Below are 17,087 nucleotides of genomic sequence, written 5' to 3' on the forward strand. Positions count from 1 at the left end.
CCGGCTTTGCCGGGGCCTTTTTTCGTTCGGGTCGCTAGAGTTTCGGGCGGGCACGAATCGGCCTGCCACCCAAGGGGAGTATCCGCGTGAAGCATCTGATCCGGGCGGCACTGGCCGCGACGACGGCGACCATCGCGCCGGTCCATGCGCAGACCGCCCCGCTCCTTCCCCTGCCCGCACAGGTGACGCCGGCCAAGGGGGCGACCACCATCGGCAACGGCGCGGGCGTCGTCGTGCCGGCCGGCGACACCGCTGCCGCCACCGCCGCACGGCTGCTGGCCGATCGGGTCAAGGTCGATCGTGGCCTGACGCTGACGACCGCCACCACCGGCGCGATCCGCTTTGTCCGCGACGCGGCCATCGCCGGGGACGAAGCGTATCGCCTGACCGTCAGCGCCAAGGGGATCACCATCGCCGCCAGCGGCGACCGCGGCCTGATCTGGGGCGCGATGACGCTGGCGCAGCTGCTCAGCCCCGACAACGCCTTCGGCAAGCCGGTCCGCGTCGCCGCGACCACCATCGACGACGCACCCCGCTTCCGCTGGCGCGGGCTGATGGTCGACGTCACCCGCTCGTTCCAGCCGATCGACACGCTCTATCCGGTCATCGACACCATGGCCGCGCAAAAGCTCAATACGCTGCACATGCACCTGTCCGACGATCAGGGATGGCGCGTCCAGATCAAGCGCTACCCGAAGCTGACCGAGATCGGGGCGTTCCGCGAACCTCCCGTCGCGGGTGGAAAGCCGGGGCCGAAGGTCGGCGGCTTCTATACGCAGGACGAACTGCGCAAGCTGGTCGCCTATGCCGCCGAACGCGGCATCACCATCGTCCCCGAAATCGACATGCCCGGCCATGCGCAGGCGGCCGTTGCGGCCTACCCCGAAGAGGTCGGCGTGCTCGGCGATCGTCCGCCGGTCGGCCATGACTGGGGCGTCAATCCGTGGCTCTTCTCGCCGTCCCCACGCAGCATGACCTTCATCAAGAACGTGCTCGACGAGCTGATCGACATCTTTCCCGGCCAGTTCATCCATGTCGGCGGCGACGAGGCGGTCAAGGACCAGTGGCAACGCTCGCCGGAAGTGCAGGCGCAAATGCGGGCGCTGGGCCTCAAGACCGAGAACCAGATGCAGGGCTGGATGATCTCCGAGCTCGGCAAATATCTGGCGTCGAAGAACCGCCGCCTGATCGGCTGGGACGAAATCCTCGAAGGCGACGTGCCGACCAGCGCGACCGTCATGTCGTGGCGCGGCGAGGCGGGCGCGGTCGAGGCGGCGAACAAGGGCCATGACGTGGTCATGTCGCCCGCCCCCAACCTGTATCTCGACAATATCCAGTCGACGGCAGGCGACGAACCGCCCGGCCGCATCGGCCTCCAGACGCTGGAGATGGTCTATGGCTATGAACCGGTCCGCCCCGGCGTGACGGCGGAGGCCGCCGCGCATGTGCTGGGTGCACAGGGCAATGCCTGGTCCGAATATCTGGCGACGGCCAAGCAGAAGGAGCACGCCACCTTCCCGCGCCTGTCCGCGATCGCCGAATTCACGTGGAGCCCGCGCGACAAGCGCGACTGGAAGGGCTTCGTCACCCGCCTACAGCCGCAGATGCTGCGCTACGAACGGCAGGGCATCGCCGCCGCCGACGCCGCCTTCGCGGTCGCCTATACGCTCGACGGTGCCAAGGGCGACGTGCTGCGCGGCAAGTCGCCGAAGCTGACGCTTGCCACCCAGACCGGTGCCGGCACGATCCGCTACACGACGGACGGCAGTCAGCCGACCGCCCGCTCGCGCACCTACGCCGCACCGATCGCGGTAAAGCCCGGACAGGTCGTGACCGCGACAGCCTTCGCCAAGGACGGCCATGCCCTCGCCGTACCACGCCGCTTCGACGCCACCCGCCCGGCCTTGCTGCGCGCGACCGGCAGCAGCGACATGGTCGCCTGTCCCAAAGGGGCGCTGGGCCTGCGCGTACCGCTGGTATCGGGGCAGACCGGCGACGCTCCCGCGTACAACGTCAATATCTTCGACACCTGCACCCAGGCGCCGAAAATGCCGCTCGACGTGGCACAGGCGTTCAAGGTCACCGTCGCCCGCCTGCCGCGCCACTATGGCCTCGCCCATGACGAGGGGAAGGTCCGCCTCCACTACGCCGTCACCCGCTATGGCGAACTGGTGATGCGCGTCGGCGGGTGTGACGGCATCGTCGCCGCGACCTTCCCGCTGCCCGATCCCGACACCGCGCCCAACCGGTTCGACTTCACCGGCAGCTTCCCGAAACAGCCGGGCGATGCGGATATCTGTCTGCAATTCACCTCGCCGCTATCCAATCCCTTCTACACCGTCGACACGCTGCAACTGGAAGACGCCAAGTGAAGCCTGCCCTGTTCCTGCTGCTCGCCGCCGCCCCGGCCGCCCTGTGGGCGGCGCCCCGCGAAACGGTGACGCTCGACAAGGGGTGGGAGGTTCGGCTGGCGCCGGGCGATCCGGCGGCAAAGGAGCATCCGAAGGCCGCGCGCTGGCTGCCAGCAAAGGTGCCCGGCACTGTCCAGACCGACCTGATCGCGGCGAAGATCACGCCCGATCCGTTCATCCGCCTCAACGAAGCGACGATCCAGTGGGTGGGACGCAGCGACTGGGACTATCGCGGGCGCCTCATCGCCACGCCGGCGCTGCTGGCACGCGACCATGTCGACCTCGTGTTCGACGGGCTCGACACCTTTGCCGAAGTGTTCGTCAACGGCACCAAGCTGCTCGCCGCCGACAATGCGCACCGCCGCTGGCGCGCCGACGCCAAGCCGCTGCTGAAGGTGGGCGCGAACGAGATCCGCATCGCGTTCAAATCGCCTTTGGGCGTGCTGAAGCCGATGGTCGCCAACATCGAGAACCCGCTGCCCGGCGAATATGATTCGACCGCCGGCGACGAGCCGGAGGGGCGGCAGACCTCGCCCTATATCCGCAAGCCCAAATATCATTATGGCTGGGACTGGGGCCCCCGCATCCTCAATGTCGGCCCCAACGGCGCGGTGAAGGTCGATGCGTGGGACGACGTCCGCATCGACACGTTGCGCGTCCAGCAGGAGGCGGTAACCCCGGCCGAGGCACGCCTGTCCGCCGACGTGACGCTCATCGCCGATCGCGACGCGACGGTGCAGGTCGATGCGATCGTCACCGCCCCCGATGGCACCAAGGTCCGCGCGACGCGCACCGTCGCGGTCACGGCGGGCGAGAACCGGGTAAGCGTACCCGTTGCCATCGCCAATCCCAAACTCTGGTACCCCGCCGGGTACGGCGCGCAACCGCTCTACACCCTCGCCACCGAAACCCGGCTCGACGGGGAAGTGGTCGACAGCCAGCAGCGTGTCACCGGCATCCGCACCGTCGAACTGGTCCGCGAAAAGGATGCGATCGGTCGTGGCTTCCTGTTCCGGATCAACGGTATTCCTGTCTTTGCCAAGGGCGCGAACCTGATCCCGTTCGACAGCTTCGGCCCGCGCGTCACCGACGCCTATATGGCGAAGATCATGGGCGACGCGCAGGCGGCGAACATGAACATGATCCGCATCTGGGGCGGCGGCATGTATCTGCCCGACAGCTTCTTCGACACCGCCGACCGGCTGGGGCTGATGATCTGGTCCGACTTCATGTTCGGCGGCGCGATCACGCCCTATGATCCCGACTATCGCGAAACCGTGAAGATCGAGGCCGAAGAACAGGTCGACCGGGTGCAGGCGCATCCCTCGATCGTGCTGTGGTCGGGCAATAACGAAGTGCTGTCGGGCTGGGAGGGCTGGAGCGACCGCACCGCCTTTAAGAAGCGTGTCGGTGCCGATGAGCAGGAACGGGTCGGCGTCGGCATGGCGATCCTGTTCGACCGCGTGCTGCGCGACGCCGCCGAGCGCCGCGACGCGGACGTGCCGTACTGGCCCGGATCACCCAGCGCCAATTACGAGGGCAAGCCCGATCAGGACGGCAATGGCGACCGCCATTATTGGGACGTATGGGGCGGCAAGAAACCCGCCACCGCGTACCTCGACAGCTGCCCGCGCTTCATGTCCGAATATGGGCTGCAGGCGATGCCCGACATGGCGACCATCGCCAAGTTCGCCAAACCCGGCGACTATGCCGTCGACTCCCGGGTGATGACCGCGCACCAGAAGTTCCTGAAGGGTGCCGGGCAGCAACGGCTGCTCGACTATATCCGGATGCGTTACCGCGAACCTCGCGACTTCGCCGACTTCGTCTATCTCAGCCAGGTTATGCAGGCCGACGGCATCCAGTTGGGCGCGCTCCATCACCGCGCCTGCCGCCCGGTCACCAGCGGCTCGCTCTACTGGCAGTTGAACGACGTCTGGCCCGGCGCATCATGGTCGAGCATCGACTATTATGGCCGGTGGAAGGCGCTGCACTTCGCCGCCCGCCGCTTCTACGCCCCGCTCGCCATCTCGGCGGCGCGCAAGGCGGACGGGCCGACCGAGGTCGCGCTCATCTCCGACGCGACCCGGCCGGTCACCGCCCGCTGGCGGGTGCGGACGATCGACGTCGCGGGCAAGGTCGCCAACCAGTTCGAACGCGCGGTGCAATTGCCGGCGCTGTCCTCGACGAAGATCGCGACGCTGACCGACGCCGATCTGTTCAAGGGCGCCGATCCCAAGCGCAGCTTCGCCGTGTTCGAACTGCTGGTCGACGGCAAAGTCGCCTCGCGCGCACTCGTTTCGGCGCTCCCCGAAAAGGCGATGGACCTGCCCGATCCGGGGTTCGTCACGCGCTGGTCGACCGTTGACGGCAGGCCGGCGCTGACCGTGACCGCCACCCGCCTCGCCCGCGCGCTGTGGATCGGCTTCGGTACCTTGGACGTGCAGGCGTCGGACAATTTCCTCGACTTGTTGCCGGGTGAAAGCGTGACGGTGACGATCGAGGGCAAGGCATCGGCCGGTGCGCTGAAGAAAGCGCTGCGCCTGCAAACGCTGGGAGCCGCCAAGTGAGCATCCTCCTCGCATTGCTTGCTGGCGCGGCTGAACCCGATCCGCAGATCGCCGCGACCATTGCGGCGATGACCCCGACGGAAAAGGCGGCGCAGCTGCAAAGCACCGCTCCGGCGCAAGGCGATGTCCTGCCCGCCTATGACTATTGGAACGAGGCGCTACACGGCCTCGCCCGCAACGGCGTCGCCACGGTCTTTCCGCAGGCGATCGGCCTCGCCGCGACATGGGATGCGCCGCTGATGGAGCGGATCGGCACCGTCGTGTCGACCGAGGCGCGCGCCAAATACAACGCACTGCCGGGCAAGAACCGGCGGCGCTACGAGGGGCTGACCATCTGGTCGCCCAACATCAACATCTTCCGCGATCCGCGCTGGGGTCGCGGCATGGAAACCTATGGCGAGGATCCGGTGCTGACCGGCGCGCTGGCAGTGGGTTACGTCCGTGGCCTGCAAGGGCCGGACCCGCTGCAACCCCGCGTCATCGCCACGCCCAAGCATCTGGTGGCGCATAGCGGGCCGGAGGCGGGGCGCGACGCGTTCAGCGTGCAGACCGCGCCCTATGACATGGAGGCGACCTACCTCCCCGCCTTTCGCCGCGCACTGACCGAGGGGAAGGCGCAATCGGTGATGTGCGCGTATAACGGCGTGCATGGCGTGCCCGTCTGCGCCGCCGACTGGCTGCTCAACCAGCGCATCCGACGCGACTGGGGGTGGAACGGGCTGGTCGTCTCGGACTGCGACGCGATCGGCAATATCGCCCATTATCAGCGCTATGCGCTCGACAACGCCGCCGGCTCGGCCGCCGCGATCAACGCCGGCATGGATCTGAATTGCGGCTCGGCCTATGCCGCGCTGCCCAAGGCGCTCGAACGCGGGCTGACGACGCAGGCCGTGATCGACCGCGCGCTCACCCGCACGTTCGAGGTCCGCAAGCGGCTGGGCGACGCGTTCGGCACCAAGAGCCGCTGGGACTCGATCCCGGCCGGCGCGCTCCACACCCCCGCCAATCGCGCATTGGCGCTGGAGGCGGCGCGCAAATCGCTGGTGCTGCTCCAGAACAACGGCGTCCTGCCCCTGAAGCGCGGCGCGAAGATCGCGGTCGTCGGCCCGAATGCCGACAGCCTCGACGTGCTGGAGGCCAATTACAACGGCACCTCGGCCGATCCCGTCACGCCGCTCCACGGCCTGACCGACCGCTTCGCCGTGACCTACGCGCAAGGCTCCACGCTCGCCGAAGGCGTCCCCCTCCCCGTCCCTCAGACCGCCTTCGGATCGGGACTGAAGGCGGAGTATTTCGCCGATCCGGCGATGACCGGCGCACCCGTGCTGACCCGCACCGACCACACCATCGATTTCAACTGGGCACGCACCAGCCCCGCCGCGAACCTTCCGGCGAACCGCTACGGCGTGCGCTGGACCGGCACGCTGACCCCGCCAGGGCCGGGCCGCTACACGCTGCGCATCGACATCAACCGCTGCTGGGACAAATGCACGGGCCGCGATGCGGTGAAGCTGTGGGTCGATGGCCGCGACGTACTGAGCGCCACCGGCACTGCGGCGGTCGAAGGCGCGGCGAACGACAGCAAGTCTGAACGGATGGAGGCGGTGCTCGACTTCGCCGATACGTCGCCCAAGCCCTTCCGCCTCGACCTGACCCATGCCAGCACCGACGACAGCATCCGCCTGACGTGGATCGCCCCCGCCGACCCACAGCGCGCACAAGCCGTCGCCGCCGCACGCAATGCCGATGCGGTGGTCGCGTTCGTCGGCCTGTCCCCGGCGGTCGAGGGCGAGGCACTGCGCCTCGAAGTCGCCGGCTTCTCGGGCGGCGACCGCACCGACATCGCGCTGCCACAGGCGCAGCAGCAACTGCTCGAAGCGGTCAAGGCGACGGGCAAGCCGCTGGTCGTCGTCCTCCTGTCAGGCAGCGCCGTCGCGATGGAATGGGCGAAACAACATGCCGACGCGATCGTCGCCGGCTGGTATCCGGGCGAGGTCGGCGGCACCGCCATCGCCGATATGCTCGACGGCACGACCAACCCGTCGGGCCGCCTGCCGGTCACCTTCTACGCGAAGACCAGCGACCTGCCCGCCTTTGTCGACTATAATATGAAGGGCCGCACCTATCGCTATTTCGACGGCCAACCGCTCTGGGGTTTCGGTCACGGCCTCAGCTACACCAGCTACGCCTATAGCGATGCAAAGGCCCCCGCGACGCTGACCGCCGGCCAGCCGCTCACCGTCACCGCCCGCGTCACCAACACCGGCAAACGCGCTGGTGAGGAAGTCGCGCAGGCCTATCTGATCGCGCCCGACAATCTCAACAAGATCGGCGCATGGAACGACCCGGTCCTGCGCCACAGCCTCGTCGCCTTCCAGCGCGTCGCTCTGAAACCCGGACAGGCCAAGACCGTGACCTTCACCTTCGACCCGCGCCTGCTCAGCACCGTGTCGCTCGACGGCACCCGCGCGGTGCGACCGGGCGCCTATCGCCTGTTCATCGGCGGCGGCCAGCCGGGCGACACGACCGGACAGCAAGTCGCCTTCACCATCACCGGCACGCAGGAGTTGCCGAGATGACCATGTTCTCGCGTCGCGCCCTGCTCGGCGGCACCGCCGCGCTGGCGCTGGTCGATGCATTCCCCGTCGGCGCGGCCGGCACCGCCCCCGCCAAGCCCGACCTGTTCATCGGCACCGGCGGTGACGGCCATACCTTCCCCGGCGCGACCATGCCGTTCGGGATGGTGCAGCTTTCGCCGGACACCGATACCGCGCGCTGGGCGACCTGTTCGGGCTATCACAAGGGTGACAGCTCGATCCTCGGCTTCAGCCACACGCACCTGTCGGGCACCGGCATCGGCGACATGCTCGACGTGCTGGTCGTGCCGACGCGCGGCCCGGTCTTGCTGGAGGGCGGCCCGCTCGACGATCCCGACAAGGGCTATCGCCAGCGCTACAAGGACGAGGTCGCCGAACCCGGCTATTACGCCGTCACCCTCGAAAGCGGCGTCCGCGCCGAACTGACCGTGACCGACCGCACCGGCATCCAGCGCCACCGCTTCCCCGCCGGTCCCGGCCATATCCTGGTCGACCTGTCGCATCTGGTGATGGAGGGGCCGAACCAGTCGCCCTATATCGACGAAGCAGCGCTGACCCTCGAAGCCGACGGCACCCTGACCGGCACCCGCCGCGTGTTCCGCTGGGCCAAGGGCCGCCGCATCTTCTTCGCGATGCAATTGTCGCGCAAACCCGACCGCATCGAATTCTTCGGCGACAGTGACGCTCCGGCGGGCAGCAAGGGCGTGACCGGCAAGCGCCTGAAAGCGGTGCTCCATTACAACGACGCCGGTGCCGCGCCGATCGTCATCCGCACCGGCATCTCCGCCGTCGACATCGCCGGCGCAAAGGCCAACCTCACCGCCGAAGCCAGGCACTGGGACTTCGACCGCTACGCCCGCGCCGCCCGGTCGGCATGGGCCAGCGAACTCGACCTGATCCGCTTCGAAGGCGGCACCCCGCAGCAACGGACCGTCGCCGCATCGGCGCTCTACCACGCCTCGATCGGCCCGACGCTCTTCTCCGACACCGACGGCCGCTATATCGGCCTCGACCGCCAGACGCATACCGTCCCGCGCGGTGAGCAGGCGTACAGCGCCTATTCGCTCTGGGACACCTACCGCGCCTTCCATCCCTTGCAGACCCTCATCCGGCCGGCGCGTACGCAGCAATTCGTCCGCGACCTGATCCGCCAGACGCAGCAAAGCCCCTATGGCCCGCCTGTCTGGCCGCTACAGGGGGTCGAGACCGGCTGCATGATCGGCTGGCACGCCGTACCCGTAATGGCTGAAGCGCGCGCGAAAGGCATCGCCGCCGACTATGCCGCCGCATGGGGGGGCGTGAAGAAGCGGTCGTTCGACTGGAGCACGCCCAATCTCGACAACAGCATCGGCGTGCAGGCCTATGACGAACTCGGCTATGCGCCCGCCGACCGCATCTTCGAAAGCGTGTCGAAGACGCTGGAATTTTCCTATGACGACTATGCCGGCGCGTTCATCGCCGATGCGGCGGGCGACGCCGCCGGCGCCGCGCGTCTCCGCAAGCGGTCGGGCAACTGGCGCAACGTGTTCGACGCGCGCATCGGCTTCGCGCGCGGGCGGCTGGCCAATGGCAGCTGGGCCGAACCCTATGCCCCCAATGCCCTCGGCCATTCGAAGAAGTGGCGCGACTTCACCGAGAGCAATGGCTGGCAGGCGACCTTCTTCAACCAGCATGACGTCCATGGCCTGATCGCGGCGATGGGCGGCGATGCCGCGTTCGAGGCGAAGCTCGACGGCCTGTTCACCGCCTCCTCCGAGCTCCCCGCCGACGCCCCGCCCGACATTTCGGGGCTGGTCGGGCAATATGCGCATGGCAACGAACCCAGCCACCATGTCGCGTACATGTACGCCTATTGCGGCGCGCCGTATAAAACGCAGGCGATGGTCCGCCGCCTGCTGACCGAAATGTATCACGACCGCCCCGACGGCATCATCGGCAACGACGATTGCGGCCAGATGAGCGCCTGGTATCTGCTGTCGGCACTCGGCTTCTATCCCGTGGATCCGGTGAGCGCGACCTATGTGCTCGGCAGCCCGCTGTTCGATCGCGCCACGGTACAGGTCGGCGGCGGCCGCAAGCTGATCGTCGAGGCACGGGCCAACGCCCCCGACCGCCCCTATGTCCGCGCCGTCACCTGGAACGGCCGCCCCTGGACCAAGAGCTGGATCGCCCACGCCGAATTGGCGAAGGGCGGACGGCTGGTGTTCGACATGGCCGCCGAACCGAACAAGGCATTCGGCCGCGCGCCGCAGGACCGCCCGGGCGCCAAGTGATCCTCGCCACGCTCCTCGCCACTGCCGCGCCGCTGACAGTACCGCTCGATGCCGCCTGCGTCATCGGCACCGATCCGGCGGCGCAGGTGCTGCGCGAGCGGTTGGCGGAGCGGGGAGCGGTGTGTCCTCGCCCGTCGCCAAAACCCCAGCCGCTCCCTCGCGCAGGCGGGGGTCCAGAGCCAAGCAAACCGAACGGCTGCGGTCGTGCCACTGGATCCCCGCCTGCGCGGGGATACGCCTGTGTGGGACAGCCCGTAGCGATCAAATTCGTATCGGCAAGGCTCCCCCCCGAAGCCTTCGCCATCACCACCACCCGCCGCACCATCACCATCCGCGCCGCGACCACCCGCGCCCGCCTGTTCGCCGCCGGCTGGCTGCTGCGCCATCTCGACAATCTCACCCTCACCGCCCCGACCCATATCGCCGAAGCCCCGGCCATGGCGATCCGCGGCACCCAGATCGGCTATCGCGCCAAGAACAACAGCTACGACGCCTGGACGGTGCCGATGCTGACCCGCCGGATCGAGGATTTCGCGCTGCTCGGTGGCAACCGCATCCAGTTCGTCGCGCCGGTGTCCGACGATGCCGCGACCTCGCCGCTCTCGCCCCTGCCCGCCACCGAAACGCTGGTCGCGGTCGCGGCAGCCACCCATCGCCTAGGCCTCGACGTCGCGCTCTTCTACCCACTGCTGCGTGATTACGAAAAGCCCGGCAGCGCGCAGGCCGAAGTCGCCGACTTCACCGCCCTCACCGCGAAACTGCCGGCACTCGACGCGCTTTACATACCCGGCGGCGATCCCGGCCATACCGCGCCCGACCGGCTGTTCCCGGTGGCGGAACGCATCGCCGGGGCGCTCCGCCACCGTTTCGCCAAGGCCGAAGTGCTGCTGTCGACGCAAGGCTTCGAGGCCGCCGGCCTGAACGCCTTCCACGCGCAACTCGCGAAGAACCCACGCTGGCTGACCGCGATCTTCGTCGGCCCGCAGACCCGCGACAGCATCGCCGAGCATCGCCGCCGCATCGCCGGCCGCTTCCCCATCGAAACCTACCCAGACACCGCGCACACCATGCACGCGCAATTCCCGATCCCCGATTGGCACCCGGCCTTCGCGCTCACCGAAGGTCGCGAACCGGTCAACCCGCGCCCCGCCGCGACGACGCGCATCTTCGCCTACTTGGCACCGCAAACGCGCGGCTTCGTGACCTATAGCGAAGGGGTCAATGACGACTGGAACGTATCCCAATGGTTCCGCCTCGGCTGGAACCCGGCGACGCCCGCCACCGACATCGCTGCCGACTATGCCCGCATGTTCGTCGGCGACAACACGTTCGCCGCCGTACCGGACGCACTCGAGGCCAATTGGCGCGGCGACCCGTCCGCCAATGCCGGCATCGACGCCACCGCCCGGCTGGTCGCCGATCTTCGCCCCGCCCGATGGGCCGACTGGCGCATCGACCTCTACCGCTACCGCGCCACCTATGACGCGCTGGTCCGCCACCGCCTGATCGCTGCGAAGGCGAACGAGGACGAGGCACGCTGGACGCTGCGACAGGCTCCGGCGATCGGCGCGGAGGCCACCGTCGCCGCCGCCCGCTTCGCCTACGCCCGTCCCGAACCGGCGATCGTCGCCCCGCTGCGCGCCGATCTGACCGCGATCGCCGATCGCTTGTGGAATCGCGCCCGGATGCAGCTTTCCGTCCCGCGCCACGGTGCCTCCAACTGGGAACGCGGCGCCAATCTCGACCGCGCCGATATCGAACTGAACGACCGCAATGTCGTCGAGACGGAGATGGCCGAGGCGCTGACCCATCAAGACGCCGCCGCCCGGCTCGTCGCGATCGGCGACCCATGGCGCACCCGCGACATGGCGCTCTACGACGATCTCGGCGATCCGACGGCCGAACCGCATCTGGTGCGCGGGCCCGGCTTCGACGCCGACCCCCAATCGCTAGTCAGCGCGATCGACGGCGTCGCCGATCACTATCCCGATCAGGGCTGGCGCATGGCCGATTTGAGCTATGCCGAGGGGCTGTACGAAACACCGGTCCGCTTGTCCTATACCGGCCTGGAGCGGAACCGCCGCTACCGGCTGATCGCGCGCTGGTCGGGCGAGGATTATGCGCTGCCGATGCGCCTGATTGGCGACGGCGTCGAACTCCACGGTTTCCGCGCGCGGCAGGGCGACCGCGAGACGGTGGAGACCGCGATCCCGCAAACCCTGACCGCCGATGGCGCGCTGACCCTCGAATGGCATCGCCCGCCAGGCATCGGCGGCGGCGGGCGCGGTCATCAGATCGCGCAGACGTGGCTGATCCCCGAACCCCTTGTCCCCGAATCAAACGCACCCGGAGCAGAGCAATGAAGTTTTCCCGCCGCAGCCTGATGGGCAGCAGCCTGATCGCCGGTGCCGCCGCCTGCACCCCGCGCGTGTCGCCCGTCGCGGCGGCCGGTGGCGGCGGCAACCGCGTCCTGCCCCCGGCATGGGGCGCGACGCCATCGCCGCGTCAGCTCAAATGGCACGACCATCGCCAATACGGCTTCATCCATTTCTCGATCAACACCTTCACCGACAAGGAATGGGGCTATGGCGACGAAGACCCCGCCCTGTTCAACCCGACCGACTTCGACCCCGATCAGATCGTCGCGGCGGCGAAGGCGGGCGAACTTACCGGCCTGATCCTGACCGCCAAGCATCATGACGGTTTCTGCCTGTGGCCGACGATGTTGACCGAACATTGCATCCGCAATTCGCCCTATAAACAGGGGAAAGGCGACATTGTCGGCGAACTCGCGGCGGCATGCCGGCGCGGCGGTATCAACTTCGGCGTGTACCTGTCCCCATGGGACCGCAACCGCGCCGACTATGGTACGCCCAGCTACATCACCTATTACCGTGCCCAGCTGACCGAACTCTGCACCCGCTATGGCGAGTTGTTCGAAGTGTGGTTCGATGGCGCGAATGGCGGCGACGGCTATTATGGCGGCGCGCGCGAGACGCGGAAAATCGATGCGGTTCAATATTATAACTGGCCCTCGATCATCGCCTTGGTCCACGAACTGCAACCGAACGCCTGTACCTTCGATCCGCTGGGTGCCGATATCCGCTGGGTCGGGAACGAGGACGGCCACGCCGCCGATCCGTGCTGGCCGACCATGCCGAACCACCCCTATGACCAGACCGAAGGTAACACCGGCGTGCGCGGCGCCGAATTATGGTGGCCGGCTGAAACCAACGTCTCGATCCGGCCGGGCTGGTTCTACCATGCCGATGAGGATGCACAGGTAAAATTACCCAGCAAAATCATGGAGATGTACAATGATTCGGTCGGTCATGGCACGACCTTCCACCTGAACCTGCCCCCCGATCGCCGGGGCCGGATCCACGACCGCGACGTCGCCAGCCTGACCGCCTTCGGCAACGCGCTCCGTGCAACCTTTGCCAACAACCAGGCCGCTGGCGCGGTCGCCACCGCCAGCGCCGACCTGTCCGGCAACTCGGCCCGCCACGTCAATGACGGCCGCCCCGACACCTTCTGGCTCGCCCCGCCGGAAGCAAAAAACGCTAGCCTTATCCTCGACCTGCCGCCCGGCCGCAGCTTCGACACGATCCGGTTGCAGGAATGGCTGCCGCTGGGCCTGCGCGTCACCCGCTTCGCCATCGACGTGTCCGACGGCGGCGACCAGTGGACCACCGTCGCCGAAAAGGACATGGTCGGCCCGCAGCGCCTCGTCCGGCTACCGGCCCCGATCACCCCCCGCCGCGTCCGCTTCCGCACCGTCGCCGCCGAAGCCGGTCCGGCGATCCGTGAATTCGCGCTGTTCCAGTCTGTTGCGCCGGTCGACCTACCCCCGCTGAAGGTCAGCGACGCGAGCATCGTCGACCGCACCGGCTGGAAGATCACCGCCGCCAGCGCGCCCGGCGGCGAAGCGATCCTCGACGCCAGCCCCCGCACCGCGTGGGTCAGCCCCGCGCCTGCGTCGCTGACGATCGACATGGGCCGCAGCGAGACGATCGCCGGCTTCACCCTGACCCCGACGCGCCACGTCGATCCGCAGGCCGCCCCGCCGATGAAGTATCGCGTCGAAACCAGCATGGATGGCAAGAGCTGGACGCCGGGTGGCGAAGGCGAGTTCCAGAACATCAACTACGCCCGCGCGACGCAGCGCCTGCCCTTCCCGAAGGCGCGGCCGGCCCGCTACCTCCGCTTCGCTTTCCCACAACCGGCGGTGCCGGCGCCGGCAATCGCGGTCGCGGAAATCGGCGCATTCCGGTGAGATAGCTCCCGCCCCCTCCCTTCCGTTCGGTTCGCAAACGGGAGGGAGCAAGGGGCCGGTCGCTATCCCTTCGGCGCGACCCGCACCGTGCCGTTGAACCCGGACCGCGTGTTCGGCTGTGCCTCGACGATCACCGCGATGGTCTTGGCCCCCGGCGGGATCGACGCGACCAGCGGCGCGGCGGCGAAATCGGTCTTGGTCGCGACCACCTTGCCATCGACAAAGACCCTGGCCCGCCCGTCGATCCGGGCGAAGGTGACGTTGCCGCCTTCCTCCACCACCCGCCGCCGGACCGGCAGCGTAGCCCGATACAGGCGGAACGACGCGCCCGCTTCCGGCCCCGTCGTGTTGCCGCTGCGGGTAAAGTCCCAGCTGTTATTGTCGTTGGTCGGCGGCATCAGCGCCGGATCGGGCGCGGTCGCGAACGAAGGCGACCGCCGCCAATTGAGGATGAACGCCCCCGGCGGCGTCACCGCCACCTGCGCCCGCGGGGTCGCCGCGACCCGGTCGATCACCAGCCGCGCCGGGCGCAGTCCGTCGGCACTGGCGACGATCGTCACCTTGCCGCGTCCCTCGCCCGCCTGCACCAGCATCTGCGCAAGGCCGTTGAACAGCGACCGCTGCGGCGCCTTCTCGCTTTCATGGCTGTTGGGATCGCCATTGCCGACACCGATCAGCGTCGCGCCATCGATGGTGAAGCGGGTCGCCCGGTTCTCGATCGGCACATGCCGCCCCTTCGCATCGATCGCGTCGATGGTGACCGGGACCACGTCCTCGCCATCGCCAAGTATTTGACGGCGTGCCGGGGTCAGGCGCAGAGCGACCGCCAGGCCCGCCGTCTCGTGCGCCGCCCGCGCGACCTCGCGCCCGCCCTTCAGCGCGATCGCTTCCAGCCTGCCCGGCGCATAGGGGACGGTGAAGCTGTTGCCCATGATCCGGTCGACCGCCTGTTCGCCGATCACCCGGCCGTTGAGCACCACGCGCACCCGTTCGGCATTGCTGGTGACGAGCAGCGCGATCGGCTGCCCTTCCTTGCCCGGCCATGTCCAGTGCGGCGCGATACCGACCACGGCCGTGTCGTCGATCCAGTGCGCGCGATGGATGTCATAGGCGGTCTTGGGAAAACCGCACAGGTCGAGAATGCCGAAGAAGCTGGCGATGGTCGGCCAGGTGAACGGCGTCGGCTCGCCATGATAGTCGAAGCCGGTCCAGACGAACCCGCCCGCGACGAAGCGCCGCTTGGCGATCTCCGCCCATGCCTTGCGATGCGTCGCGCCCCACGGCGCGGCTTCGTCGTCCATCGACGACATGACATGGCGTTCCTGATCGGTCGCATAGGCCCCGCGCGTCATGAACGCGCTGGTGTCCTCCGACGACGTGCTCGGCTTGGCGGGGTTCAGCGCGTGGAACTTGTCGTAATCGCCCTGATAATAGTTGAAGCCCATGACATCGACCACGCTCGACACGTTTTGCGGGTCGTAGAAGCTGCCGTTCATCGCCGCGGTCACCGGCCGGCTGTCGTCCAGCGCATGGACATGGGCGGCCATCCGCCGCACCATTTCGACGCCGGCTTCGGTGCCCTGCATGGGTTCTTCGTTAAACACCGACCACAGGATGATGCTGGGATGATTGCGATGCGCCCGGACAAGCCATTCGAGCTGCGCCATATTCTCCGGCGCCGGGTTGAATATCCGGTTCTCGTCCATCAAGACGAACCCCATCCGGTCACATAGCTGGTAGAACGCCTCGGCCTGCGCATTGTGCGAGCAGCGGATGGCGTTGACGCCGGTGTCCTTCATCCGTTGCAACCGCCATTCGAGCAGCGCGTCGGGCACCGCCACGCCGACCCCGGCATGGTCCTGATGCAGGCACACGCCCTTCAGTTTGACGTGCCGGTCGTTCAGGAAGAATCCTTGTTCGGCATCGAAGCGGATCGTGCGAAACCCGATCGGAATACGCCGTTCGTCTGCGCCGCCCGGCGCATCGGTCGTCACCCGGACGGTGTAGAGCGTCGGCGTCTCGATCGACCAACGCACCGGATTGTCAACGGGCAGCGTGATTGCGACTTCCGCCCGGGCCAGTGGTTGCAGTTCCGCCTGGCCACGAGCACTGCCGAGCACCTTCCCCGCCGGATCGAGCAAGTCGACGAGCACGTTCGCCGTCGCCGCTTCGCGCGCGATGCTGTCCAGCGTCACGGTGACCGGCACGCTCCAGCGACCATCGCCACCGAGCCGCGGATCGCAATGCACGCCATCGGTCGCGATCGACACCGGCGACCGCTTCGACAGCCAGACATGGCGGTACAGGCCCGCGCCTTCGTACCACCAGCCTTCCATGGCGTTGGCGTCGACGCGAATGGAGATGACATTCAATTCGTCGCCGAAGCGTGCGAACGGCGTCAGGTCGATATCTATCGCATTATAACCGGAAAAATTGCGCGCAACGATGCTGCCGTTGATCCAGATCGTCGCGGCGGTCGCGATCGCCCCGAAGTGTAGTTCCAGCCTTTTGCCGCGATCCGCGGGGTCGAGCCGCAGCGTCCGGCGATACCAGCCGATCCCGCGCGGGCGATAGCCCTGCGCGACATTGGCGGTCTCGACGAACCCCTGCGCCGACGCCCAGTCGTGCGGCAGCGTCACCTCCGCCCAGTCGCTGTCGTCGTGGTCCATCGCCGCCGCGCCGCGCGCATTGCCGGCCTTGGCATTGCTGTACGTATCGTCATGAGTAACCGGCGCCGGGGGCGTGATGTCCCCTTCGTGGAACAGCCAGCCGCGCGCGAGCAGCGTCCGGGACGGATCCTCGACGGGCAAGCGTTCGAACAAGCCGTCGCGCGGGGCAAGGCCGTGCAGCAAACCGTTCGGCTCGGTCGCGCGCGGTGCGGCCAGCGCCCGCATCGGCAGGGTCGCCGCCGCCAGCGTTCCCGCCGTTCCGGTCAGCAGGGCGCGCCGGCCAAGGGGCAT

The 17,087-nt window shown here is 68.0% G+C and carries 7 protein-coding genes; 6 read left to right on the plus strand and 1 reads right to left on the minus strand.

Annotated elements, in window-relative coordinates; translation table 11 throughout:
* Nucleotides 1-86 precede the first annotated feature (86 nt).
* From AAIO73_RS07235 to AAIO73_RS07260, 6 genes are read left to right on the plus strand one after another with little or no spacing between them, the layout of a single operon-like run.
* Nucleotides 87-2,372: a beta-N-acetylhexosaminidase gene (locus tag AAIO73_RS07235; protein WP_345877060.1), complete on the plus strand. Its 2,286-nt coding sequence runs from the start codon at nucleotides 87-89 to the stop codon at nucleotides 2,370-2,372.
* The gene (locus tag AAIO73_RS07240; protein WP_345877061.1) at nucleotides 2,369-4,981 is read left to right on the plus strand and encodes a beta-mannosidase; all 2,613 of its coding nucleotides are present in this window, start codon (nucleotides 2,369-2,371) and stop codon (nucleotides 4,979-4,981) included. The genes AAIO73_RS07235 and AAIO73_RS07240 overlap by 4 nt, the downstream gene beginning before the upstream one ends.
* On the plus strand, nucleotides 4,978-7,560 hold the full coding sequence (locus tag AAIO73_RS07245; protein ID WP_345877062.1) for a glycoside hydrolase family 3 C-terminal domain-containing protein: 2,583 nt from the start codon (nucleotides 4,978-4,980) through the stop codon (nucleotides 7,558-7,560). The genes AAIO73_RS07240 and AAIO73_RS07245 overlap by 4 nt, the downstream gene beginning before the upstream one ends.
* Nucleotides 7,557-9,851 carry a GH92 family glycosyl hydrolase gene (locus AAIO73_RS07250; protein WP_345877063.1) on the plus strand — a complete coding sequence of 765 codons (2,295 nt, stop codon included), beginning with the start codon at nucleotides 7,557-7,559 and terminating at the stop codon, nucleotides 9,849-9,851. Before AAIO73_RS07245 ends, AAIO73_RS07250 begins: the two co-directional genes overlap by 4 nt.
* Nucleotides 9,848-12,214 (plus strand): hypothetical protein, encoded by a 2,367-nt coding sequence (locus AAIO73_RS07255; RefSeq protein ID WP_345877064.1) that lies wholly within the window; start codon nucleotides 9,848-9,850, stop codon nucleotides 12,212-12,214. The genes AAIO73_RS07250 and AAIO73_RS07255 overlap by 4 nt, the downstream gene beginning before the upstream one ends.
* Nucleotides 12,211-14,127 (plus strand): alpha-L-fucosidase, encoded by a 1,917-nt coding sequence (locus AAIO73_RS07260; protein WP_345877065.1) that lies wholly within the window; start codon nucleotides 12,211-12,213, stop codon nucleotides 14,125-14,127. The genes AAIO73_RS07255 and AAIO73_RS07260 overlap by 4 nt, the downstream gene beginning before the upstream one ends.
* A gap of 62 nt (nucleotides 14,128-14,189) precedes the next feature.
* Here AAIO73_RS07260 and galA read toward each other — a convergent pair whose 3' ends face one another.
* Nucleotides 14,190-17,087, minus strand: coding sequence for a beta-galactosidase GalA (gene galA, locus AAIO73_RS07265; RefSeq protein ID WP_345877352.1), 2,898 nt, complete (start codon nucleotides 17,085-17,087; stop codon nucleotides 14,190-14,192).

Origin of the sequence: Sphingomonas epibiotica (assembly GCF_039615155.1) — a bacterium.
Classification (GTDB): Bacteria; Pseudomonadota; Alphaproteobacteria; order Sphingomonadales; family Sphingomonadaceae; genus Sphingomonas.